Origin of the sequence: Leuconostoc sp. S50, from assembly GCF_016624925.1 — a bacterium.
Lineage (GTDB): Bacteria > Bacillota > Bacilli > Lactobacillales > Lactobacillaceae > Leuconostoc > Leuconostoc pseudomesenteroides.
This window is the reverse complement of sequence record NZ_JACVUE010000008.1, coordinates 22,721-43,338: the sequence shown is the minus strand read 5'-3', so window position 1 is coordinate 43,338 and position 20,618 is coordinate 22,721. Positions and strand designations below refer to the sequence as shown.

The following is a 20,618-nucleotide window of genomic DNA, read 5'->3' as shown; positions in this document are numbered from 1 at the left end:
ATATGCAGCTGTGGCGGAATTGGCAGACGCGCAGGATTAAGGATCCTGTGCCCGTTTTAGGGCGTGCGGGTTCGACTCCCGCCAGCTGCACTACGAACGTTCACATTAGTGAGCGTTTTTTTGTGGGCACTATAATTAATCAAAGAAAAAAAGCCCCTATGGTAAGAGGCCTTTTAGATTGCCCCTGCTGGATTCGAACCAGCGCATGTCGGTACCAAAAACCGATGCCTTACCGCTTGGCGAAGGGGCAATAGTTAATTTATTTTGCCGTTAACTATTAAATCGGCAATGGGAGCGGTAGGATTCGAACCTACGAACCCGAAGGAACGGAGTTACAGTCCGTCGCGTTTAGCCAGACTTCGCTACACTCCCATATCTCAAACAACTCTACTATCATATCAAATATCGTTGTTCTTGACAACCCCTTTTAGCCACGTATCAAATCAAAATTGCCCCATGGTTGAATTAGTGGTAATAAATTCAAGTCATCTTCATGAATGTGTCCAACTACGTTGATGCGACCATCATTGGGTAAATCGCGCAACGCAATTTGCAACTCGCCTTTATATTGACCAAATTCATTATTGTCAATTAATAGGTCACCACGTTTAATCGCGGCGGTGTGCTTTGCTGGAAAATCTTCGTCTTTGTAGATAACACGCGTCATGGAAGACCGCAAAACATAGTCAGATTTGTCGCCACGATACATTTGTTCTTGATTAAAGAGCACCGCTTGTTCTGCTTGACTCAAGTCACTTTCTGTCACAACACGTAATTGTGGACGTCCAAGCTTGAAGGCATCACTAGCCGCTTTTAAATCGAGCTCAGAAGCAAACGCATTACCTATGATAACATCATCGATTAAACCGCCCAGCCGTAGTTCTTGAATCTGTGTTGCGATTGGTAAGCTACGATGATCTTCAAGTGACACGAGACCATCCGATACTGGCCAAGGACCAAAAGTGCCACTAGGCGCATTTACGAATGCGGCTGTCCGTAAGTGATGATTACGATATTGTGTTGACGTGTTCGCAAAATAGTCACGTCCCAATCCCGTAAATCGCTGTGGGTAAAAATTATGTGACCCAATCAGGTTATCACGATTTGGCACATAATCAATGATTTGATCAATATAGTGTGTTCCTCGAGACATATTAACCTCGATTTTAAGACCATAAGGATTTTGCGTCATTGCCGCTTCTTCTTGCCCTGTAAAACCCAAATCAAGACGTATACCCCAAGCGCCCAAGTCAGCAAAGAATTTCAAGTTATTGTAATCAACGCCTAGTTGGTCAAAAAGGGCTGGATTGATGTCAAGGATTGTTTTCATCCCCAAGTCATTACCAACAGCAATTATTTTTTTAAAATCAGCAATAACTGCATCAGCATCACCTTTTATTTCTAATAACGATGTAAAAATTCTTGTAAAACCAAACTGTGCAGCCTGCTTTAAATAAGCTGCATTATTTTCAAAACTTGCTTGTGATGGATAAATTGATAGTCCTAATTCTGGCATTTATTCGCTCCTTTTCCATTAATACTATTATAACGTAACCGCTTACATTTTGTTGATGTTTTTTATTAGGAGAAAACAAAAAGCGTCTAATACAATGATTAGACGCTTTGAAATCACCAGGGCGATTATCTGTGAACTTAAATAACTGTTGAATCAGCATTTTGAGTTACTGGCTTATTTTGATTGACAGCACCTTTACGCAAAACCAACATATAAATGATCGTGCCTGTCAGAATAACGATCCATAGTAAAGGTATAAAGACTGTATTAAAATTGATATTTGAAGCAGCTATAATGCTTAAAATCATGGCTGCGTCTCCCCATACATATAGTTCAAGGTTTTCTGAAAATGGTGCTTTTTTAATTTTCTTAATAGTTGGAATAATTGCTAAAGCTTCAATAATTGCCAAATCAATAAGTAACCAACTTAAAGGAATTACGTTTAAAAGAGATAGTGCCGTTGGTACTACTATGAAGAAAGCCATAGTGCTAAGAAACTTAGCTGAGACAGGCTGTTGCTTGATAAACTTGATGCCCTTTAAACCAAAGAAAAAACAAAATACTGTTGTCACAACTGTTGACGTTGCAGCCCAACCTCCATGGCTACTCAAAATAATGATAGCCTCAATAAATGAAATAGTGGCCCAAATAAAACAGGTTGGTGAACTAGGCTGAAACGTTCCTTTTTTCAGAGCAATTAATGCAGGAACATTTCTATAAATGATTGCCCCCATTGCGATGACACCTAGAATTGAATGCACAATATGTAAATTCCTTTCAAATATAAGTAATAAATAGCGACTTTCCGAAAATTATTATATCACCTCAATTTGCCGATTAAACGGAATTCACAATTTGTTCGATTACTATTCACAAACTTAAAGTTGAATTCATTTCCTTACTTTTCAGTTTAACCGCTTAATAATCGAAATTCTTCACATTATTGGTCGCCCATAACCTCGGTAATCCACTGAATTATTTTATAAAAAAAGAAACATTGCCACTTATTGCATTGACTAAAAATGCAATAAAAAAAGTGTTGAACGAATTTCGCTCAACACTTTTAATCACGCTATAAATCAAAAACGCTTATATATTAAGAGTCTATATAACCAATAAAATATTAACGCTTTGAGAACTGTGATGCCTTACGGGCTTTCTTCAAACCTGGCTTCTTACGTTCCTTCATACGTGAGTCACGAGTCAACAAACCTGCTGCCTTCAATGCTGCACGGAAATCAGGATCTACTGTCAACAAAGCACGGGCGATACCGTGACGAGTTGCACCGGCTTGACCAGAATAACCACCACCAACAACGTTAACTAATACATCGTAGTTACCCAATGTTTCAGTTGCGTTGAATGGTTGCAAAACAACTTCACGCAAGTTAGCGAAAGGAATGTATTCTTCGATTGCCTTGCCGTTCATTGTAATTTGGCCATTACCTGGAACCAAACGTACACGAGCAACTGAATTCTTACGACGACCTGTGCCGGCATATTGTACTGCTGTAGCCATAATTCAGATTCTCCTTTCTTAAACCAACTTGTTGATGTCAAGTGCTTCAGGCTGTTGTGCTGCATGATCATGTTCTGATCCTGCATACACGTGCAAGTTCAAGCCTTGCTTACGACCCAAAGTGTTCTTTGGCAACATACCCTTAATTGATAATTCAAGCAACTTTTCAGGGTTGAATTCACGGTAGTTACCTGCTGTGCGAGCTTTCAAGCCACCTGGGTGGTTTGAGTGGTGGTAATAAATCTTATCAGTAGCTTTCTTACCAGTCAACTTAACTTCGCTTGCATTGATGATGATGACATTGTCACCCATGTCAACGTTTGGTGTAAACGTTGGCTTGTTCTTACCACGCAAAATTGAAGCTACTACTGTTGACAAACGTCCCAAAACGACGTCTTTGGCATCAATAATATACCACTTCTTTTCGATTTCACCTGGTTTTGCTAAAAATGTTGTACGCATGTTTGCGCTCCTTTGATTAGTTGTTTACAGGCTCGGCCGTTCCTTGCCAAGCAATTACAATAAGTTTCCGGGGCTTATCGTGAGGTAAACAATACCGTCTACAATCTTACCTAAAAAACCGTGCAATGTCAATGGTTTTAATCAAAATTAACTATTTCCGTCCCAGCATATGAAGCAAGACGAGCTGAGTGAATTTCTAATACTAAAATCACTTCATTTTCAACATCTGGATGTGCGTGAAGATAGGGCTTATTGTTTGCAAAAAGGTCTTTAATGTCAGCCCATTTTTTATCCGATCGACGCATTGTGGCGTGATTAGATTCAATTCTGGCACCATTTTGGTTTAGTGGCGTTATGATTGAAACGTTCTCATTAGCCGCCAAGTCAATCATCTTCTCAGTATTTGGCTTCGAATTAAAATACCAAATATTTGGTTGATCAGGATCAGGCGCAAACCCCATAATACGTACACTTGGTTGATTTTGTTTGCTAGTGGCAACAAATGCTAATCCTCGTGATGCTTGAATATACTCCTCAAAAAGTGTCATAAATTTTTTCCTCCAAATAATAGTTCATCCCAATTTTGTTTCACAACAAAATAAGTGCCTCGAACATCCCCAGCTAATTTAGACCGTTGATGCGCAAATTTAAATTTACCAACTAAAGCATCTGGTATCGCCGCCCCTTCGACCAGAACAATTCCCACTGCTCGTTTAGGATTTTTGCCATCTTGACCGTGCTTTTCATACAGTAAATTTAGCACCATACCATTTTGATAATAAAATTCGGGCCAGAAAACATCCACATCCTCATACAGTGCCACTGCAATAATGGGTGAATCAAATATTAATTGCCGCTCCTCTAGTAATATTTGATTGAAATGCGAGATTTCCCTTTTCTTTTCATCAGGAGAAAATGAGACATATTGTGAGTGATATTTTCGCGAAAAATACTTCGCCTTGCCGGCACGAAAGCCTGCTAGTGAAGCTGATAACGATGAATCCGTTAGCCCATTGTCACTGACGATTTTAAAATCAACCACATCACTCATTTTTCATTTACCTCTTTAGTCATGATAAGAAATTTCATCCAAATATAAACCGCTGGCCGGTGCTGTAAAACGTGCTTGTTCCCGATCCTTAACCGCAATTAACCTTTGAATATCATGAACAGGTCGTCGTCCAGTGCCAATTTCTAGCAAAACGCCAACCATAATTCGAATCTGATTATATAAGAAAGCATTACCCTCAAAAACCAAAACCAGTTCATGTTCTTCAACTTTTTCAGTTAATTCAACGCGTGTAATTCGGCGCACGGTGGTAGCCGTCTCGTTTCCAGAAGCGGCAAAACTAGCAAAATCATGTTCACCTATGAAATCAGACAACGCTGATTTCATGCGATCGACATCTAAATGCCAATGAAAATGTCCAGTATAATGCCGTTTGAACGGATCTGTATAGTCTAACGTTGAAATTCGATAAATATAACGCTTGGCATGCGTATTAAATCGCGCGTGAAAATCATCAGACACGCGTGTCACAGATTTAACCAGAATATCGCGGGGCAACAAAGTATTCAACCCCTTGCGAAACTTATCCGATGCAATATCATAAGGAAAATCAAAATGCACGACTTGTCCAAACGCATGAACACCCGTGTCTGTTCGTGATGCGCCAATGACTTTAATAGGTGGTTGCGGTTTTTTGGCCATTTGATTAACCACTTTGTTAAGTTCACCTTGGACGGTACGGGCTGACTCAACGCCGTTTTTTGTTTGAAGTTGGAACCCAAAAAAATCTGTACCATCGTAGGCAACAATTGCTTTATAACGTGGCATACTGTATTTTTACCTCTATCTGCTTTAAAAATAATCTGCTAAAACGGGACGCTGACTGAAATTAATGACCTGATCTAATCTGCGGGCTGATTGTATATCGCCATGCAATTCACAGGTTTGTAACAGCATTTCAGCACGACGCGCATGCAACAGAACTTTTGTCCATGCTTGAACCGTACCACTCAATTGGGCGGTTGCGGTTGATTTCTCACCATTGATTTGCCAACGACCGGCGTTTTGTTCAAAATCATCAGTAACATCAATGACCATTTCAACTGGTAAGGCAAGTATCCTTAGCAAAGCAGCTATATTGACAATGCGTACCATCATACCTGCCTGTTGTTGTATCTTTACTGCCATTGGTTCTGCAGATAAATCACGCCAGTCACGAGTTTGCCCGTCCGTTAGTTGAAATTGCTTGAATGTGCCTGCTCGACTACTAATAAAACGCCACAATGCCAGTTCAGCATCATGAGTAAGCGTAACTAATTCCTGTATGATTAGCTTCTCACCTTCAAAACGATACATCACGTAACCATTTTCAGTCGTAGCGATTTTTAAATCAGAGAGGCGCACTGTGTAGCGAAACCGCCACCACCAATCATCTCGCGCTAAAGCACCAAATTGAAAATCTGGGTGCTGTCCGATAATTTTTTTCATTGTGGGTAACGCTTCATCAAACGATAACCGCTTGACTGGTGTTGTTTTGGCACCTATTGGAACCGTATGATCGTCCCAAGTGTACTGTTTTTGGTCAAATAGCCACTCATAGCCAAATTGACGATAGAATCGATACGAAAACGGCGCCAAGTAAGACAGTATAGCGCCATCTTCATAAGCATCAGACTGAATTTGTGCCATAATGCGACGGATGGCGCCATTACCGCGAACTTCAGGATATGACGCAACATTGCCAATGCCAACCATTTTAACAGTTGCAGTATTAAGCCTAACATGCAACGGTAACGCGAACACTTGACTAGTGATAGTGTCATCATTAATATCACCATAAACCGTCGCGTTCTTAACAAGCTCACGACGATACATTGTCTTAGTCCCCACTGGATAGCCAAAAGCATCGGCATCCAGAGCAAGAATTTGTTCAAAGTTCGAAGGCGTGATAGCAACAGTTTTAATCATATTAGACCCCGCTTATTTTGATACCGATAAAAATTAAAACGAAAATTAGTGTACCGATAAATGCTACGACATCCTGTCTGCCATACAACAAAGTACGATACTTTGTTCGTGATGCTGCGTCCTTGAAACCACGAATTTCCATCGCGTTGGCAAGATCAAGAGCACGCTGTAAGGCACCAACAAATAATGGAATCAAGAGCGGTACAATAGCACGAGCTCGTTTGATGGGTCCACCAGTCGAAAAACTCATGCCTCGTGATTTCTGCGCATTCATAATTTTTTGTGTTTCATCCATTAAAAGTGGCACAAAACGTAATGCAATTGACAACATCAAAGCCAACTCGGCAACTGGCACATGAATTTTATTAAGTGGGGCCAATAATGACTCTAATGCGTTGGCAATGCTAGTTGGTGGTGTACTTAATGTCATAATAGTTGACATCAAAATAATCAATGTAAACCGAATCATAACGTAAATAGCATTTAAAATACCTGGCCATGTCACTTGAAGTGGTCCAACATGCAACACAACAGGTGTTCCTGGCGTTAAAAATAACTGCAAAACGACAGTAAACAAAATGAGCCAAAAAATCGGTTTTAATCCATCCCAATAAAGTTTAAAAGGCTGTTGTGTCAATCTTATTGCCAAAACCACAAAAACAGCTGACAATGCATAAGTGCCCCATGATGAGGCAAATAGCATCACAAAAATGAACACAAAAGTTACAATCATTTTCGTTCTTGGATCTAATCGGTGTACCCAAGAAGAGCCCGGCACAAAACGACCAATCATAATATTATTCATGCTCGTATTCCTCATTTATCATGGTTGCTAATTCCGCTAAGGTTAATGGTCGCCGACTGAGTGACACACCATTAGCACGCAATTGCTCGGCAAATTGTCCTGCACGTGGCAAGTCCAAATTCACACTTTTAAACCAGTCAATGTCGCGATTGAATACATCAGCCGGGGTTCCTTGTGCCGCAACATGACCGTCCTGCATGACAATCACTTGGTCAGCAACTGATACAACATGATCCATTTGATGCGAAATAAAAACAACTAGTTTTCCCGCTTCTTTTAAATTGCTCACCAATGCCAGCAGTTCTGCTTGTCCCTTAGGATCCAAACCAGCGGCCGGCTCGTCCATAACCACAATATCTGGATTACTAGCCAAAGCACCAGCCATTGCAACACGGCGCATTTGACCACCCGATAATTCAAAGGGTGACTTTTGCCACAAATTTTCGGCTACATTTACCATTTTTAAAGCTGATTGTGCGGACTGTTTAGCCTCATCAGTTTTATAGCCAAAGTTCAATGGTCCATACATCACATCTTCCAAAACTGTGTTTGCAAATAATTGGTTTTCAGGAAATTGAAACACCATCCCAACTTTTGCTCGCAATTTAGTTAATTGTTTTTCTTTAGTGGCGTTTGTCACAATCAAATCATCCACAGTGACTTGACCCGTTGTCGGTTTTAACAAACCGTTTAAATGTTGAATCAACGTGGATTTGCCGGAACCAGTTTGCCCAATAATAGCAGTTACTTGGTGGTCCGCAATCGTAATATTGATGTCGTGCAAAATAGGATTGGCCAGAGTTGTGCCGGCACCATAACTAAAATTTACTTGTTCGAAGGTGATAGCCAATGTATTAATTCTCTCTCATCCAAATATTTTTCTGGTTTAACGGTCAACCGCGCTGTTAGTTCACCGGCAAAAGGTAGCTCCAAGCCATTATCATGCATGGTTTGTGATTTTGAAAAAACAACATCTGGGCTGCCATCTAAAATAAGCCGTCCATCGTTAATAACGACGATACGGTCTGCCAACGCAGCCTCGTCCATATCATGCGTAATTGTAATCAATGTCAATTCTGCACCAAATTGTGCCTTTAGATTCTGAAGTGTGGTCATGATAGTCGCCCGTCCTTCTGGGTCCAACATGGCAGTGGCCTCATCCAGAATAATAATCTTGGGTCCCAAAGCTAAAACGCTGGCTAAGGCCACACGTTGCTTCTGCCCACCTGATAAAGTATGTGGTTCACGCTCTTTGAAATTTTCCATGCCCACAGTGTGAAGTGCTTCATCAATTCTTTGTGGCATTTCATCACTGGGCAACTCAATATTTTCCAAACCAAAGGCCACATCATCAGCAACTGTTGCGCCAACAAACTGATTATCTGGATTTTGAAATACCATTCCAATCTGGGCGCGAATATCATTGACACTATCAACGGTTAGACGTTCACCAAAAACATCGATATCCCCACCGTTGGCAACGATTAAGCCAACAATTAATTTTGCCAAGGTTGATTTACCGGAACCGTTATGACCGACCAGAGCCACCCATTCACCGGCTTCAACCAATAAATTGAACCCATCAAAGAGCTCATGATCATCATATTGATATGTTAAATTGTTAATTGTAATTGCTTTAGCCATTAACCTATATTTTACCACATTTTTCTATCAAAAATAGTTTATGCCGTATTCGATATTTAAACAATGTAATTCACAAAGAAATTATCTCATAAACCTAGTAAATTAAGCTAAACTAGTCTATACTAAGAAGAGTAAAATACTAATAAATTAGAAATTTCACAAAGGGAGTATTTCATGACAGAAAAAAATATTGTCATCGTTGGTGCCGGATTTGGTGGCGTTTTTGCTGCAAAAACACTATCTAAGAAGTTGAAAGGTCACAAGGATTACAACATTATCCTCATTGATAAACATTCATATTTCACCTATATGACTGAATTACATGAGGTAGCATCGCAACGTGTTAAACCAAAGCACGTACAAGAAGACTTAGAACACCTTTTCTATCAAAATAAGAATGTTAAGTTGCTCACAGCTGAAGTTAATGGTATTGATAAAAACGCCAAAACTGTTTCAACCACTGAGGGTGATATTCCTTATGAGAAGTTAGTATTAGCTGTTGGTGGTCAATCCAATGATTTTGGTACTCCCGGTGTTAAAGAACACGGCTTTGAATTATGGTCAATGGAAGAATCATTGGCAATTCGTTCGCACATTGAACACACAATTGGTCAAGGCGCTGCCGAACTTGATCCCGCCAAGCGTGAACAAATGCTAACCATCGCCGTTGTCGGGTCCGGTTTCACTGGTGCTGAGCTAATGGGTGAATTTATTGAACAACGCAAAGTATTAGCGCAAACTTATAAATTGTCCGAAAGTGAAATTAAGCTAGTCTTACTTGAAGCTTCACCATCAATTTTGAACATGCTAAAAGACCGCAAATTAGCGGACAAAGCCTTTAAATATATGGAAAATAATGGTGTTGACATTCGCTTAGGCGCCCGTGTCACTGGTGTGACTGAAGATGGTGTCGTATTTGCTGATGACTCGACGTTGCCAACAAAATCATTGATTTGGACGGCTGGTGTTAAAGCAAAATCATTCATCTCTGATTGGGGATTCAAGTATGGTCGCGGTGGTCGTATCGAAGCAGACGACTACATGCATGCAACCAAAGATGATGATACACCCGAAAAAGACATCTACGTTGCCGGTGATACATTATCATACGTAGATGACAAGACTGGACCAGTGCCACAAACTGTCGAAGGTGCTGAGAGTGCTGCACGTGCTGCTGCCATCAACATTCTTGCAGACTTAGGCTTTGGTAAATCAAAGACTTTTGCTGAAGCTGTTAAATATCATGGCTTTGCTGTTTCGATTGGTTCCCACTACACGGTTGCAAGTCTAATGGGATTGAACTTCTCAGGATTTTTTGCAAGTATCGCCAAGCACGGTATCAACTTATTCTTTTACTCACAGATTCGTTCCGCTTATTCTATTTTCCACTATTTGATGGATGAATTTTTCAGAACAGAGGATGGTCGTAATCCTTTCAAAGGCAGCATCTCAAGATTAGGCAATGTACTCTGGTCAACACCGCTTCGCCTCTTCCTTGGAATCTTCTGGATTTTAGCAGCATTGGGCAATATTGGTAGCCTCAATGAGCTGTTCTGGCAACACGGATTTGCTAGCTTCTTAGAAATTATTACGGGTGCCGGCCTTTTCCTTGGTTTGTTCACTTGGCCATTAGGTCTCTTATCAATTATCCTCACAATCGTTGCTTGGTCAACAAACGGATTTGACATGACACACTGGTTTATTATTTTGAGTAGTTTAGCTGTTATGAACGGTTCGGGTCGTGGATTTGGGCTTGATTTCTACGTTGTCCCATTCTTACAAAAGACTCTCGGTGGTCTTTGGTACGGAAAAGCCAAATCAACATATAATGAACTTGAAAAATAAGTTATAATAATAAAGTGCGAGAATGTACGTTCTCGCACTTTGTACATATTAATGAAAAGAGATTTCCATGGCAACGCCATCCCTTCCAACTATATGGGATTCTTTCCCAGAACTAAACGAACCATTACAAGCGGTATTAACCAAAATGTCAAACAGTTGGCGAATTGGTTTTTCAGAAATTGACAATGCAATTCGTTCACAATTAAACGCTGGTAAACTTGTCCGACCCGCTTTGACACTCTTATTTTCTGAATTAACTGCGCAACCTTACAACAAAAAAGCTATTGCCCTCGGTGCAAGCGTCGAATTGTTACATCTAGCAACGTTAATTCATGATGATATTATTGATGAATCCAAACTGCGGCGTGGCTTTGAAAGTATCCAATCGCAATTTGGCAAAGATACCGCAGTCTACGCAGGGGATTATTTGTTGACGGGTATGTTCTCTCTTCTGAGTGAAGCCGATGATACTGGCGCAGACAAACTTGCTTTAAGCGCGCTGCAAGATATTTTATTTGGCGAGCTCAGCCAAAAACAAAATCGCTATCAAACTAATATCACTTTCCAAAGCTATATTTCACAAATCAGCGGTAAAACCGCTGCATTATTTAAGTTAAGCGTTATGTTTGGTATCAGTAGCGACAGTGTAGATGATCCCAATCTCAAACAAATTGTTCCTCAAATCGGTGAAACACTAGGTATTGTCTTTCAATTATTAGATGATTATCTTGATTTTGAAGCCTTATCAAAGAATTTGGCACTAGGCAAACCAATTGGTCAAGATATTAAGAATGGTATTTATACAGCGCCAATTCTATTTGCTCTAGAAGACAGTACAATCCACAATGAGTTGATTAGTCTTCTTCAACTTCGCGATGACATTTCTGATACTGAACTTAAACGTGTTCATACCCTCGTAGATAGTAGTGCAGCAATGAGTCGCCTTAACTCCTTGCTAGTTAAATACAATGAGGAACTAAATCTATTAATTGATCAGTTACCACAACAAAATATTAAAACTCAAATCGAACAATTAAGCGACATCTTGTTGAATCGTCAATATTAATGGTTACAAAAAACACTCAAAGCATTAAATGCTTTGAGTGTTTTTATTACAATTGATTAATCAACGAGCTCCAAGATGACCAATTGAGCGGCGTCGCCACGACGTTGGACAGTCTTGAGAATTCGTGTATAACCACCATTACGTTCGGCAAAGCGAGGGGCAACATCATCAAAAAGCTTTTGCAAAGCTGATTGAACCTTGACATTGTCACCATCTTCGATAACATCCGCAACTTCATTGCGGACAAAGGCAGCAGCTTGACGACGAGCAGCCAAGTCACCACGCTTACCTAATGTAATCATCTTATCAGTCGTTTTACGCACTTCTTTTGCGCGGGCTTCTGTTGTCGTAATACGCCCATTGATCAAAAGATCAGTAGTCAAATCACGTAACATAGCCTTACGTTGTGAAGACGTACGACCCAATTTACGATATGGCATTGGTGAATCCTCCTTTATAGTAGTTTAAAAACATGTGTTAATCTTCCTTGCGGAATCCCAAGTTCATTTCTGTGAGCTTTTCTTGGATTTCGTCAAGTGATTTCCGACCGAGATTACGCACTTTCATCATGTCAGCTTCAGTGCGATCTGTCAACTCCACGATGGTGTTGATACCGGCCCGTTTGAGACAATTATAAGAACGAACAGACAAATCCAAATCTTCAATTGGTGCAGAATCAGATGCACTAACTGCAACTGGTTCTGCCTCAACCATAACGCTGGCTTCTGCAGCTACTGGTGAGATGTCCATAAACAAGTTCAAATGCTCTGCTAAGATTTTAGCACCTAAGCTGAGCGCATCACTTGGTTTGATGGAACCATTTGTCCAAATATCAAATGTGAGTTTATCGTAATCGTCACGTGCACCAACACGCGTGTTCTCAACTTGATAGTTAACACGTTCAATTGGTGTATAAATCGAATCAACCGCCAAAACACCGATAGGCATTTCATCGCGTAATTTTTTGTTTTCATCTGCTGACGTATAACCGCGGCCTTTAACTGCCGTGACTGTCATATGCAGTGACTTACCTGCTGCCACAGTAGCGATATGCAAATCAGGATTGAGCACTTCAACGTCTGCGCCACCCTGCAAATCTGCAGCTGTCACATCAGCTGGACCTTGAACATCAATTTCAAGAGAGCGCTCATCATCAGAATCGATCGCCAACACAACTTTCTTAAGATTTAAGATAATTTGTGTGACATCTTCAACTACGCCGTCCACAGTTGAAAACTCGTGAACCACGCCGTCAATTTGTACCGTGTTAACGGCTGCGCCTGGAAGCGAAGATAGTAAGATACGACGTAAAGAGTTACCTAATGTCGTACCATATCCCCGTTCAAGAGGCTCTATGACAAACTTGCCATAGCGGGCATCCTCTTCGATGTTATGAATATTTGGCTTTTCAAATTCAATCATCTGTAAATTCTTACCCCTTCTTTCACAGCAAGAGCAATGAAATTCAATTAAACACGACGACGCTTTGGTGGGCGTGATCCGTTGTGGGGAACTGGTGTAACATCTTTAATAGATGTCACTTCCAAGCCCGCTGCTGCCAAAGCACGGATTGCTGATTCACGACCAGAACCTGGGCCCTTAACAGTTACTGCAACTGTGCGCATGTTCATTTCCATGGCACCTTTTGCTGCAGCTTCTGCTGCCATTTGTGCAGCGAACGGTGTCGACTTACGACTTCCTTTGAAGCCAAGTGCACCTGCTGATGACCAAGCAACTGCGTTACCTTGAACATCTGTAATCATGACGATGGTGTTGTTGAATGTTGAATGGATGTGAGCCACACCAGCTTCAATATTCTTCTTCACACGACGCTTACGCGTTGTACGACCTGCCATTTGTTTGCCTCCTTTTCAATACTTTATATATAATTTCTCGGGTTAACAGATTGTCAACCAACATTACGCAACTATGGTTGCGATAATCATGTGCCGTATCGATGAGGATACAACCAGAAAAAGTATATTACTTTTTCTTACCAGCAATTGCTTTAGCTGGGCCTTTACGTGTACGAGCGTTGTTTTTCGTGTTTTGTCCACGAACTGGCAAGCCCTTACGATGACGAATGCCACGGTACGAAGCGATTTCTTGCAACGATTTGATATCAAGTGATACCTTGCGGCGCAAGTCACCTTCAAGTTGCAAATTCAACTTGTCAACTGTTGCACGGATAGCGTCTTCTTGGTCTGATGTCAAATCGCGAACGCGAACGTCTTCAGACACACCAGCTTCAGCTAAAACCTTTTGTGCAGTAGTATTACCGATTCCGTAGATGTATGTTAAGCCAATGACAATTCGCTTGTCACGTGGCAAATCAATACCTGCAATACGAGCCATAACAATTTACCTCCTTTAGTATTTTGAAAACGACAATTATGTCCTTATTCAATCAATAATTAATGCGCGATAATTACTTACCAGCGCGTTGCTTGTGCTTTGGGTTAGCAGAGCAGATGATCATTGTTCGACCATTGCGCTTGATAACACGACAAGCATCACACATCTTTTTAACTGATGGGCGTACTTTCATAATCTATTCCTCCTATTCGGTTAACTGATTATTCCAAATCTTTCCTTATCGGAAACGATAAGTAATACGACCCTTAGTTAAGTCGTATGGTGACATTTCAACAGTGACGCGATCACCTGGCAATATTCTGATAAAGTTCTTACGAATTTTTCCAGAAACATGTGCCAAAATCACAGCACCATTTTCGAGTTCTACTTGGAACATCGCATTTGGTAAAGTTTCTTTCACCTTACCTTCAATTTCAATGACATCATTGGCCACGCACTCAACCTCCTGTGCTTATCATGTTCTACATTGTTGATAAGTGCCTAACCTATCAAATTATACCAGAAATAATGGTATTTCTCAATGACATTTCAGATAATTAATCTAAGTTATCTAAAACTTCCTTAACATCACGATACACGTCAGCAAGTTGGCGACCGCCATCGATGGTGTGCAACACACCAGCACGTTGGTAATAATCTACCAAAGGCAAGTTGGCCGCTTTATTAACGGCTAAGCGGTTATCAATTACCTCTGGCGTATCATCTGCACGTCCACGTCCCAAAAGACGTTGACGCAATAATGAGTCAGAAACTTCAAAGTACAATGTTGCTGAAACTGCCTGATTATTGTCAGACAGGTAACTATCCAAAAATTCAGCTTGTGCTTCATTACGAGGATAACCGTCAAGCATAAATCCAGCTTCCTCAACATCACTTTGACTCAAACGGTCAGCAACCATAGCATTCGTAATTTCATCGGGAACTAAGTCACCAGCATCCATGAATTCACGAGCTTTTTGACCTAATTCTGTGTTATTGGCCAAATTAGTACGGAAAATATCTCCAGTACTAATATGAACCACAGGATAGTCCTTCACGATGAAGTCTGCCTGTGTACCTTTCCCGGCACCAGGTAATCCCAATAAAATCAAATTCTTAGCCATTGATTGCCTCCCGAGCTGCTAATTGATCTTTTGTAATAAATCCAACATAATTCTTTTTCTGCATTAAACCATCGATTTGACGAATCAAATCCAGTGCAACACCTATTGAAATCAATAGACTAGTGCCACCCAAACCGATTTTCTCGTTTAATCCCCACACGTCAGATGCAATCAAGGGTACTAATGCGACAACACCCAAGAAAATTGAACCAACAAAGCTCAAGTTTAATAGAAGTTTTGAAACAAAAGCTTTCGTTTGATCACCAGGTCGAACACCGACAATGTAAGCCCCTTGTTTCTGTAGATTCTCAGCTAACTTTTCAGGGTTAACTTGAACAAACGCGTAAAAATATGTGAAAACGACAATTAACACAGTGTAAAGTATTGCTCCTGGTAAAGTCGTCATGCTAAATATTTGTTGCATAACTTGATACCATTGAGCAGAAGAATATTTATCTTGAAAGGCCAACAACACTGTTTGCGGCGTGCTAATAAATGATGAGGCAAAGATGACAGGAATCACACCTGAAACATTGACTTTCAAAGGTAAATACGCTTCGCTACCATACGAAGTAGCCGAACGTGTGTACTGCATTTGTAAACGACGTGTGCCTTCATATGACCAAGTTGTAAACGCAACAACCAAAACCATTGCTACTAACAGCACAATCATAAACACCCAACCGTTTAATACTTCACCATTACCAGCTTGTAAAATATTTTCTTTGAAAATTTCATACAAACCTTCTGGCGCTTGCGCGATAATACCTGCAAAAATAATCATAGAAACACCGTTTCCAAGACCTTTTTCAGTAATCATCTCACCCAGCCACATCGCAAAAAACGTTCCAATCGTCATGACCGAACCGATCACAATAAATGACATCACGTTATTTGTTTGGCTAACTAATCCATAGGAAGACAGTGAATTAAATCCTGCTGTAATACCCACAGATTGAACAAAAGCAAGCACAAGTGTCAACCAACGTGTGGCGTTGTTCAACTTTCGCCGACCAACTTCACCTTGCTTACTCCATTCAACAAAGCGAGGCACGATATCTAATTGCAAAAGTTGCACAACAATTTGTGCCGTCACGTATGGTGAAACACCCATAGCAAACAATGAGTAATTCATCAAGCCACCACCAGAAAAGATGTTCAAAATGTTCATCAATCCTGAGTTAGCCATATCAGACATAGCAGCAGGATTAACACCTGGCACAGTGATGTGTGTTCCAATTCTGTATATAAACAAAATCAAAAATGTCCATCCTAGCTTTTTGCGTATGTCTTTTTCACGTACTGCATTAAATAACGTGCTAAGCATTAAAGTACCTCAGTTGACCCACCGGCTTGTTCAATAGCAGCAACAGCTGCTGCTGAAAACTTATGTGCCTTCACAGTCAACTTCTTTTCAAGTTGACCTACAGCCAAAATTTTAATACCTGACTTTTGATTCTTAACAATACCGTTTTCAATCAAAAGTGCTGGTGTAATTTCAGTGCCATCATCAAAGCTGTTCAACTTATCCAAGTTAACAACTGCAAATTCCTTACGTGAAATGTTAGTAAATCCACGTTTTGGAATACGACGGTACAAAGGCATTTGACCACCTTCAAAACCCAAACGCACTTTTCCACGAGCCTTTTGACCCTTTTGACCACGTCCGGATGTCTTACCGTTTCCAGATGATGTACCACGACCAACACGGTTGCGTACGTGACGTGAGCCAGCGGCTGGTTGTAATTCGTTCAAATTCATCTTTCGGTACCTCCTATTTTAATGTGTATTTACTTAACTTCTTCAACGTTAACTAAGTGAGCAATATGGAAAATTGCACCACGTGTAGCTTCGTTATCAGGCTTCACCACTGAACTAGATACGCGGCCAAGTCCAAGAGACTTAACAATCGCGCGTTGCTTAGGTAAGCGATGAACCGCACTCTTAATCAAAGTGATTTTCAAATCTGCCATTTTATCGCTCCTTATTCAGCTAAGTGTTCCAAAGAAACACCACGCAACTTAGCAACTTCTTCGGCATCTTTCAAGCTTGTTAGCGCATCGAAAGTTGCACGAATAACGTTAACTGGTGTTGATGAACCAAGTGACTTAGCAGTCACATCGGCAATACCTGCAAGTTCCATAACAGAACGTGCGGCACCACCAGCGGCAACACCAGATCCTTCTTCGGCTGGCTTGACCAAAATCTTACCGCCACCCCATTCGCCAAGGACTTCATGAGGAATAGTTGTAGCAACTGTTGGCACAGTGATCAACTTACGCTTAGCATCTTCAATAGCTTTACGGATAGCTTCAGGAACTTCTTGTGCTTTACCAGTACCAAAACCAACGTGTCCTTGTTTGTCACCAACGACAACCAACGCTGCAAAACGCAAGCGACGACCACCCTTAACAACCTTTGTGACACGGTTAATAGCAACCACGTTCTCTTCTAATTCACCAAGTGACTTAGGATTAACGAATTCAACCATTTTAATATTCCTCCTTTCCTTAGAACTTCAAACCGTTTTCACGGGCTGATTCTGCTAGTGCTTGAACACGTCCATGATAAACGTAACCACCACGATCAAAGACAACTTCTTCAACCTTTGCGGCTTTACCACGTGCGGCGATCAATTCACCCACTTTAACTGCTTGTTCAGTCTTTGATCCCGTTACTTCGGCATCGTGACTTGAGGCACTTGCTAGCGTTACACCCGCTACGTCATCAATTAATTGAGCGTAGATGTTTGCATTAGAACGGAAAACGTTCAAACGTGGGCGAGCAGCAGTACCAGAGATTTTTCCACGTACACGCTTGTGGCGCTTTACGCGAAGCTTATTCTTATCTGGTTTTGAAATCATAGCTGTGCTTTCCTTTTCTTATGGCTTATGCCACTTTAAAATATTTTTTAACAGAACTTGTACTACTAGCAGTAAATACTTACTTACCAGTCTTACCTTCCTTACGACGAACAACTTCACCTTCGTAACGAATACCTTTACCTTTATAAGGTTCTGGTGAACGAACGGCACGAATTTCAGCTGCTAAATCGCCGACTTTTTGCTTTGAAATACCTGAAATTTTAATTGTCAAGGCATCTGGTACTTCAACAGTTAACGCTTCACGATCTTCAAAGACAACTGGGTGAGAATAACCAACACTCAAAGTCAACTTTGAACCTGACTTTGCAGCACGGTAACCAACACCAACAAGTTTCAATGTCTTTGTGAAACCTTCAGATACACCTTCGACCATGTTTGCAACGTTGGCACGTGTAGTACCGTGCAAAGCTTTGGTCTTGTTGTCGTCACTTTCACGCGTGAAAGAAACTTCAGTCCCTTCAACATTCATTGTGATTGCTGAAACGATTTCACGTGACAATTCACCCTTTGGTCCTTTAACTGTAACAACTGCACCTTCTTGAGATACAGTCACATCAGCAGGCAATGTGATTGTTTTGTTTCCAATACGGCTCATGGTAAGTCTCCTTTCTTAGATATATTACCAAACGTAGGCGAGTACTTCGCCACCAACTTGCTTTGAACGAGCTTCTTTGTCAGTTATCACACCGGCAGAAGTTGAGATAATAGCAATTCCCAAACCATTCAAAACCTTTGGCAATTCTTCAGCCTTAGCATACTTACGCAAACCTGGCTTTGAGATACGCTTAATACCAGTAATCACACGATTACGGTCTTCTCCGTACTTGAGAAATACACGGATGACACCTTGCTTGTTGTCATCAATATATTCCACATCGCGGATGAAACCTTCTGATTTCAAGATTTCAGCGATACTCTTTTTAATTTTTGATGCTGGAATTTCAACAACTTCGTGATGTGCCAAGTTGGCATTACGAATGCGTGTCAATAAATCAGCAATTGGATCAGTCATAGACATCTATCGATATCCTCCTTTAAATTTTGAACGTAATCATGCAAAATGACACGCTCTTAACTATTATAGACTATTTTAGTCGATAACAGTTAAAAACGCGTCACTCATTTAGAGTAACAACATTTTTATTCACTAATTACTTAGTAAATGGCATTCCCAATTGTGTTAACAACTCACGACCTTCTTCGTCGTTTTGAGCAGTTGTAACAATAACAATGTCCAAACCGCGAACACGGTTAACTTTGTCAAAATCAATTTCTGGGAAAATCAATTGTTCACGAATACCCAAAGTGTAGTTACCACGGCCATCAAAAGCCTTTGATGATACACCACGGAAATCACGAACACGAGGCAATGAAATGTTGATCAACTTGTCTAAGAAGTCATACATACGTTCACCACGTAGTGTTACCTTAGTTCCGATTGACATACCTTCACGCAAACGGAAACCAGCGATTGACTTCTTTGCCTTTGTGATAACTGGTTGTTGTCCAGCAATCAACTTCAATTCTTCAACCGCTTCATCCAAGTTCTTTGAGTTTGAAACTGCATCACCAACACCCATGTTCAAGACAATTTTATCAATCTTTGGGGCTTGCATTGATGATTTGAAGTTAAACTTTTCGATCAAAGCAGGTTGAACTTCATTAACATATTTTTCTTTTAAAGCGTTAGCCATGAAAATGATTTCACCTTTCGATATTAGCCTAGTACGTTACCAGACTTTTTAGATACGCGAACTTTCTTGCCATCTTCCACTTTGAACCCAACACGTGTTGGTTCATTAGTTGAAGGGTCAAGCAATTGCACGTTAGAAACATGGATAGGTGCTTCGATATCGATAACACCACCTTGTGGATATTCGTTAGAAGGCTTTTGATGCTTCTTAACGATGTTCACGCCTTCGACAACGACGCGATCTTTTCCAGCAACAGTCTTAGTGATTGTGCCTTCTTTTCCCTTGTCTTTGCCGGCAATGACGCGAACCTTATCACCTGTTTTTACAAACATGATTTGGCTCCTCCTTGTCAGTATTAGAGCACTTCTGGTGCCAATGAAACAATACGCATGTAGTCGTTGTCACGTAATTCACGTGCAACTGGACCAAAAATACGCGTACCAACTGGTGATTTGTCGTCCTTCACGATAACAGCGGCATTTTCATCAAAATTAATGTATGAGCCATCTGCACGACGAACGTCAGATACAGTACGAACGATAACAGCCTTAACGACGTCACCCTTCTTTACGTTACCACCAGGGATAGCTTGCTTAACTGTTGCAACGATCATGTCGCCAACACCTGCAAACTTACGGCCTGAACCACCGAGCACTTTAATCGTCAAGATTTCACGTGCGCCAGAGTTATCAGCCACTTTTAAACGACTCTCTTGTTGAATCATGG

The 20,618-nt window shown here is 40.8% G+C and carries 30 protein-coding genes and 3 tRNA genes; 3 read left to right on the top strand and 30 right to left on the bottom strand.

Going from position 1 to position 20,618, the window contains the following annotated elements; genetic code table 11:
• The first annotated feature begins 4 nt into the window (after window positions 1-4).
• Window positions 5-90: transfer RNA gene (locus tag IAE53_RS07635), tRNA-Leu, on the top strand.
• An 88-nt stretch (window positions 91-178) separates the two neighbouring features.
• On the opposite strand, the gene IAE53_RS07630 is transcribed toward IAE53_RS07635, so the two are convergent.
• The 13 genes from IAE53_RS07630 to IAE53_RS07570 form a co-directional block, all read right to left on the bottom strand.
• Window positions 179-250, bottom strand: a tRNA-Gln gene (locus IAE53_RS07630).
• Between the two features lie 39 nt (window positions 251-289).
• A tRNA-Tyr gene (locus tag IAE53_RS07625) sits at window positions 290-372 on the bottom strand.
• 55 nt (window positions 373-427) lie between these two features.
• Window positions 428-1,516: a DUF871 domain-containing protein gene (locus tag IAE53_RS07620; RefSeq protein WP_148423462.1), complete on the bottom strand. Its 1,089-nt coding sequence runs from the start codon at window positions 1,514-1,516 to the stop codon at window positions 428-430.
• Between the two features lie 137 nt (window positions 1,517-1,653).
• The gene (locus IAE53_RS07615) at window positions 1,654-2,277 is read right to left on the bottom strand and encodes a hypothetical protein (protein ID WP_242019393.1); all 624 of its coding nucleotides are present in this window, start codon (window positions 2,275-2,277) and stop codon (window positions 1,654-1,656) included.
• Between the two features lie 362 nt (window positions 2,278-2,639).
• Window positions 2,640-3,035, bottom strand: coding sequence for a 30S ribosomal protein S9 (rpsI, locus tag IAE53_RS07610; protein WP_004912888.1), 396 nt, complete (start codon window positions 3,033-3,035; stop codon window positions 2,640-2,642).
• Window positions 3,036-3,053: 18 nt separating this feature from the next.
• Window positions 3,054-3,497: a 50S ribosomal protein L13 gene (gene rplM / locus IAE53_RS07605; RefSeq protein WP_004912891.1), complete on the bottom strand. Its 444-nt coding sequence runs from the start codon at window positions 3,495-3,497 to the stop codon at window positions 3,054-3,056.
• Window positions 3,498-3,634: 137 nt separating this feature from the next.
• Window positions 3,635-4,045, bottom strand: coding sequence for a pyridoxamine 5'-phosphate oxidase family protein (locus tag IAE53_RS07600; RefSeq protein WP_010293112.1), 411 nt, complete (start codon window positions 4,043-4,045; stop codon window positions 3,635-3,637).
• On the bottom strand, window positions 4,042-4,548 hold the full coding sequence (locus IAE53_RS07595; RefSeq protein ID WP_148423461.1) for a phage tail protein: 507 nt from the start codon (window positions 4,546-4,548) through the stop codon (window positions 4,042-4,044). Before IAE53_RS07595 ends, IAE53_RS07600 begins: the two co-directional genes overlap by 4 nt.
• 15 nt (window positions 4,549-4,563) lie before the next feature.
• Window positions 4,564-5,334 (bottom strand): tRNA pseudouridine(38-40) synthase TruA, encoded by a 771-nt coding sequence (gene truA / locus IAE53_RS07590; RefSeq protein WP_148423460.1) that lies wholly within the window; start codon window positions 5,332-5,334, stop codon window positions 4,564-4,566.
• Window positions 5,335-5,358: 24 nt separating this feature from the next.
• Window positions 5,359-6,474 (bottom strand): enhanced intracellular survival protein Eis, encoded by a 1,116-nt coding sequence (gene eis / locus IAE53_RS07585; protein WP_148423459.1) that lies wholly within the window; start codon window positions 6,472-6,474, stop codon window positions 5,359-5,361.
• A 1-nt stretch (window position 6,475) separates the two neighbouring features.
• The gene (locus IAE53_RS07580; protein ID WP_148423458.1) at window positions 6,476-7,279 is read right to left on the bottom strand and encodes an energy-coupling factor transporter transmembrane protein EcfT; all 804 of its coding nucleotides are present in this window, start codon (window positions 7,277-7,279) and stop codon (window positions 6,476-6,478) included.
• Entirely contained in the window at window positions 7,272-8,129 is an 858-nt protein-coding gene (locus IAE53_RS07575; protein WP_148423457.1) for an energy-coupling factor transporter ATPase, read from the bottom strand. Before IAE53_RS07575 ends, IAE53_RS07580 begins: the two co-directional genes overlap by 8 nt.
• Complete coding sequence (locus IAE53_RS07570; RefSeq protein ID WP_200136268.1) at window positions 8,105-8,923, bottom strand: energy-coupling factor transporter ATPase; 819 nt, start codon at window positions 8,921-8,923, stop codon at window positions 8,105-8,107. The genes IAE53_RS07575 and IAE53_RS07570 overlap by 25 nt, the downstream gene beginning before the upstream one ends.
• 174 nt (window positions 8,924-9,097) lie before the next feature.
• Between IAE53_RS07570 and IAE53_RS07565 the strand changes: the two genes are divergently transcribed.
• Complete coding sequence (locus IAE53_RS07565) at window positions 9,098-10,768, top strand: FAD-dependent oxidoreductase (protein ID WP_148423455.1); 1,671 nt, start codon at window positions 9,098-9,100, stop codon at window positions 10,766-10,768.
• Between the two features lie 67 nt (window positions 10,769-10,835).
• Window positions 10,836-11,834 carry a polyprenyl synthetase family protein gene (locus IAE53_RS07560; RefSeq protein WP_148423454.1) on the top strand — a complete coding sequence of 333 codons (999 nt, stop codon included), beginning with the start codon at window positions 10,836-10,838 and terminating at the stop codon, window positions 11,832-11,834.
• A gap of 56 nt (window positions 11,835-11,890) precedes the next feature.
• On the opposite strand, the gene rplQ is transcribed toward IAE53_RS07560, so the two are convergent.
• From rplQ to rplN, 17 genes are all read right to left on the bottom strand, one after another.
• Window positions 11,891-12,274: a 50S ribosomal protein L17 gene (gene rplQ, locus IAE53_RS07555; RefSeq protein WP_004899394.1), complete on the bottom strand. Its 384-nt coding sequence runs from the start codon at window positions 12,272-12,274 to the stop codon at window positions 11,891-11,893.
• 37 nt (window positions 12,275-12,311) lie between these two features.
• Window positions 12,312-13,256 (bottom strand): DNA-directed RNA polymerase subunit alpha, encoded by a 945-nt coding sequence (locus IAE53_RS07550; RefSeq protein WP_004911224.1) that lies wholly within the window; start codon window positions 13,254-13,256, stop codon window positions 12,312-12,314.
• A gap of 47 nt (window positions 13,257-13,303) precedes the next feature.
• Window positions 13,304-13,690, bottom strand: a complete 387-nt coding sequence (gene rpsK / locus IAE53_RS07545) for a 30S ribosomal protein S11 (RefSeq protein WP_004899402.1) — start codon at window positions 13,688-13,690, stop codon at window positions 13,304-13,306.
• A gap of 127 nt (window positions 13,691-13,817) precedes the next feature.
• Window positions 13,818-14,189: a 30S ribosomal protein S13 gene (gene rpsM, locus IAE53_RS07540; protein ID WP_002816010.1), complete on the bottom strand. Its 372-nt coding sequence runs from the start codon at window positions 14,187-14,189 to the stop codon at window positions 13,818-13,820.
• A gap of 73 nt (window positions 14,190-14,262) precedes the next feature.
• A complete protein-coding gene (rpmJ, locus tag IAE53_RS07535; protein WP_002816013.1) occupies window positions 14,263-14,382 on the bottom strand; it encodes a 50S ribosomal protein L36 in 120 nt (39 codons plus the stop codon).
• A 45-nt stretch (window positions 14,383-14,427) separates the two neighbouring features.
• Window positions 14,428-14,643: a translation initiation factor IF-1 gene (infA, locus tag IAE53_RS07530; protein ID WP_002816015.1), complete on the bottom strand. Its 216-nt coding sequence runs from the start codon at window positions 14,641-14,643 to the stop codon at window positions 14,428-14,430.
• A gap of 103 nt (window positions 14,644-14,746) precedes the next feature.
• A complete protein-coding gene (locus IAE53_RS07525) occupies window positions 14,747-15,313 on the bottom strand; it encodes an adenylate kinase (RefSeq protein ID WP_010296127.1) in 567 nt (188 codons plus the stop codon).
• Window positions 15,306-16,640: a preprotein translocase subunit SecY gene (gene secY / locus IAE53_RS07520; RefSeq protein WP_147651110.1), complete on the bottom strand. Its 1,335-nt coding sequence runs from the start codon at window positions 16,638-16,640 to the stop codon at window positions 15,306-15,308. The genes IAE53_RS07525 and secY overlap by 8 nt, the downstream gene beginning before the upstream one ends.
• The gene (gene rplO / locus IAE53_RS07515; RefSeq protein WP_004911235.1) at window positions 16,640-17,074 is read right to left on the bottom strand and encodes a 50S ribosomal protein L15; all 435 of its coding nucleotides are present in this window, start codon (window positions 17,072-17,074) and stop codon (window positions 16,640-16,642) included. The genes secY and rplO overlap by 1 nt, the downstream gene beginning before the upstream one ends.
• Before the next feature lie 29 nt (window positions 17,075-17,103).
• Window positions 17,104-17,286 (bottom strand): 50S ribosomal protein L30, encoded by a 183-nt coding sequence (gene rpmD, locus IAE53_RS07510; RefSeq protein ID WP_004911238.1) that lies wholly within the window; start codon window positions 17,284-17,286, stop codon window positions 17,104-17,106.
• Between the two features lie 11 nt (window positions 17,287-17,297).
• Window positions 17,298-17,804 (bottom strand): 30S ribosomal protein S5, encoded by a 507-nt coding sequence (gene rpsE, locus IAE53_RS07505; protein ID WP_004911239.1) that lies wholly within the window; start codon window positions 17,802-17,804, stop codon window positions 17,298-17,300.
• A 19-nt stretch (window positions 17,805-17,823) separates the two neighbouring features.
• Window positions 17,824-18,177, bottom strand: coding sequence for a 50S ribosomal protein L18 (rplR, locus tag IAE53_RS07500; protein WP_004911242.1), 354 nt, complete (start codon window positions 18,175-18,177; stop codon window positions 17,824-17,826).
• A 79-nt stretch (window positions 18,178-18,256) separates the two neighbouring features.
• Window positions 18,257-18,793 (bottom strand): 50S ribosomal protein L6, encoded by a 537-nt coding sequence (gene rplF, locus IAE53_RS07495; protein WP_004911247.1) that lies wholly within the window; start codon window positions 18,791-18,793, stop codon window positions 18,257-18,259.
• 24 nt (window positions 18,794-18,817) lie between these two features.
• Complete coding sequence (gene rpsH / locus IAE53_RS07490; RefSeq protein ID WP_010280531.1) at window positions 18,818-19,216, bottom strand: 30S ribosomal protein S8; 399 nt, start codon at window positions 19,214-19,216, stop codon at window positions 18,818-18,820.
• Between the two features lie 133 nt (window positions 19,217-19,349).
• Window positions 19,350-19,892, bottom strand: coding sequence for a 50S ribosomal protein L5 (gene rplE / locus IAE53_RS07485; protein ID WP_004911253.1), 543 nt, complete (start codon window positions 19,890-19,892; stop codon window positions 19,350-19,352).
• A 23-nt stretch (window positions 19,893-19,915) separates the two neighbouring features.
• Window positions 19,916-20,224 carry a 50S ribosomal protein L24 gene (rplX, locus tag IAE53_RS07480; protein ID WP_002816025.1) on the bottom strand — a complete coding sequence of 103 codons (309 nt, stop codon included), beginning with the start codon at window positions 20,222-20,224 and terminating at the stop codon, window positions 19,916-19,918.
• A 23-nt stretch (window positions 20,225-20,247) separates the two neighbouring features.
• On the bottom strand, window positions 20,248-20,616 hold the full coding sequence (gene rplN / locus IAE53_RS07475) for a 50S ribosomal protein L14 (RefSeq protein WP_004911257.1): 369 nt from the start codon (window positions 20,614-20,616) through the stop codon (window positions 20,248-20,250).
• Window positions 20,617-20,618 lie beyond the last annotated feature (2 nt).

What these genes read in the sequence shown, in the direction of transcription:
- rplE (WP_004911253.1), bottom strand. Translation starts at nt 19,892, where the DNA reads ATGGCTAACGCTTTAAAAGAAAAATATGTTAATGAAGTTCAACCTGCT.
- rplR (WP_004911242.1), bottom strand. Translation starts at nt 18,177, where the DNA reads ATGATTTCAAAACCAGATAAGAATAAGCTTCGCGTAAAGCGCCACAAG.
- eis (WP_148423459.1), bottom strand. Translation starts at nt 6,474, where the DNA reads ATGATTAAAACTGTTGCTATCACGCCTTCGAACTTTGAACAAATTCTT.
- rpmJ (WP_002816013.1), bottom strand. Translation starts at nt 14,382, where the DNA reads ATGAAAGTACGCCCATCAGTTAAAAAGATGTGTGATGCTTGTCGTGTT.
- secY (WP_147651110.1), bottom strand. Translation starts at nt 16,640, where the DNA reads ATGCTTAGCACGTTATTTAATGCAGTACGTGAAAAAGACATACGCAAA.
- rplN (WP_004911257.1), bottom strand. Translation starts at nt 20,616, where the DNA reads ATGATTCAACAAGAGAGTCGTTTAAAAGTGGCTGATAACTCTGGCGCA.
- rplM (WP_004912891.1), bottom strand. Translation starts at nt 3,497, where the DNA reads ATGCGTACAACATTTTTAGCAAAACCAGGTGAAATCGAAAAGAAGTGG.
- rpsH (WP_010280531.1), bottom strand. Translation starts at nt 19,216, where the DNA reads ATGTCTATGACTGATCCAATTGCTGATTTATTGACACGCATTCGTAAT.
- rpmD (WP_004911238.1), bottom strand. Translation starts at nt 17,286, where the DNA reads ATGGCAGATTTGAAAATCACTTTGATTAAGAGTGCGGTTCATCGCTTA.
- IAE53_RS07550 (WP_004911224.1), bottom strand. Translation starts at nt 13,256, where the DNA reads ATGATTGAATTTGAAAAGCCAAATATTCATAACATCGAAGAGGATGCC.
- truA (WP_148423460.1), bottom strand. Translation starts at nt 5,334, where the DNA reads ATGCCACGTTATAAAGCAATTGTTGCCTACGATGGTACAGATTTTTTT.
- rpsI (WP_004912888.1), bottom strand. Translation starts at nt 3,035, where the DNA reads ATGGCTACAGCAGTACAATATGCCGGCACAGGTCGTCGTAAGAATTCA.
- rplF (WP_004911247.1), bottom strand. Translation starts at nt 18,793, where the DNA reads ATGAGCCGTATTGGAAACAAAACAATCACATTGCCTGCTGATGTGACT.
- rplO (WP_004911235.1), bottom strand. Translation starts at nt 17,074, where the DNA reads ATGAATTTGAACGAATTACAACCAGCCGCTGGCTCACGTCACGTACGC.
- IAE53_RS07595 (WP_148423461.1), bottom strand. Translation starts at nt 4,548, where the DNA reads ATGAGTGATGTGGTTGATTTTAAAATCGTCAGTGACAATGGGCTAACG.
- rpsK (WP_004899402.1), bottom strand. Translation starts at nt 13,690, where the DNA reads ATGGCAGGTCGTACAACGCGTAAGCGTCGTGTGAAGAAGAATATTGAA.
- IAE53_RS07560 (WP_148423454.1), top strand. Translation starts at nt 10,836, where the DNA reads ATGGCAACGCCATCCCTTCCAACTATATGGGATTCTTTCCCAGAACTA.
- IAE53_RS07565 (WP_148423455.1), top strand. Translation starts at nt 9,098, where the DNA reads ATGACAGAAAAAAATATTGTCATCGTTGGTGCCGGATTTGGTGGCGTT.
- rplQ (WP_004899394.1), bottom strand. Translation starts at nt 12,274, where the DNA reads ATGCCATATCGTAAATTGGGTCGTACGTCTTCACAACGTAAGGCTATG.
- rpsM (WP_002816010.1), bottom strand. Translation starts at nt 14,189, where the DNA reads ATGGCTCGTATTGCAGGTATTGATTTGCCACGTGACAAGCGAATTGTC.
- rplX (WP_002816025.1), bottom strand. Translation starts at nt 20,224, where the DNA reads ATGTTTGTAAAAACAGGTGATAAGGTTCGCGTCATTGCCGGCAAAGAC.
- IAE53_RS07600 (WP_010293112.1), bottom strand. Translation starts at nt 4,045, where the DNA reads ATGACACTTTTTGAGGAGTATATTCAAGCATCACGAGGATTAGCATTT.
- rpsE (WP_004911239.1), bottom strand. Translation starts at nt 17,804, where the DNA reads ATGGTTGAATTCGTTAATCCTAAGTCACTTGGTGAATTAGAAGAGAAC.
- IAE53_RS07580 (WP_148423458.1), bottom strand. Translation starts at nt 7,279, where the DNA reads ATGAATAATATTATGATTGGTCGTTTTGTGCCGGGCTCTTCTTGGGTA.
- IAE53_RS07620 (WP_148423462.1), bottom strand. Translation starts at nt 1,516, where the DNA reads ATGCCAGAATTAGGACTATCAATTTATCCATCACAAGCAAGTTTTGAA.
- IAE53_RS07525 (WP_010296127.1), bottom strand. Translation starts at nt 15,313, where the DNA reads ATGGCTAAGAATTTGATTTTATTGGGATTACCTGGTGCCGGGAAAGGT.
- IAE53_RS07570 (WP_200136268.1), bottom strand. Translation starts at nt 8,923, where the DNA reads ATGGCTAAAGCAATTACAATTAACAATTTAACATATCAATATGATGAT.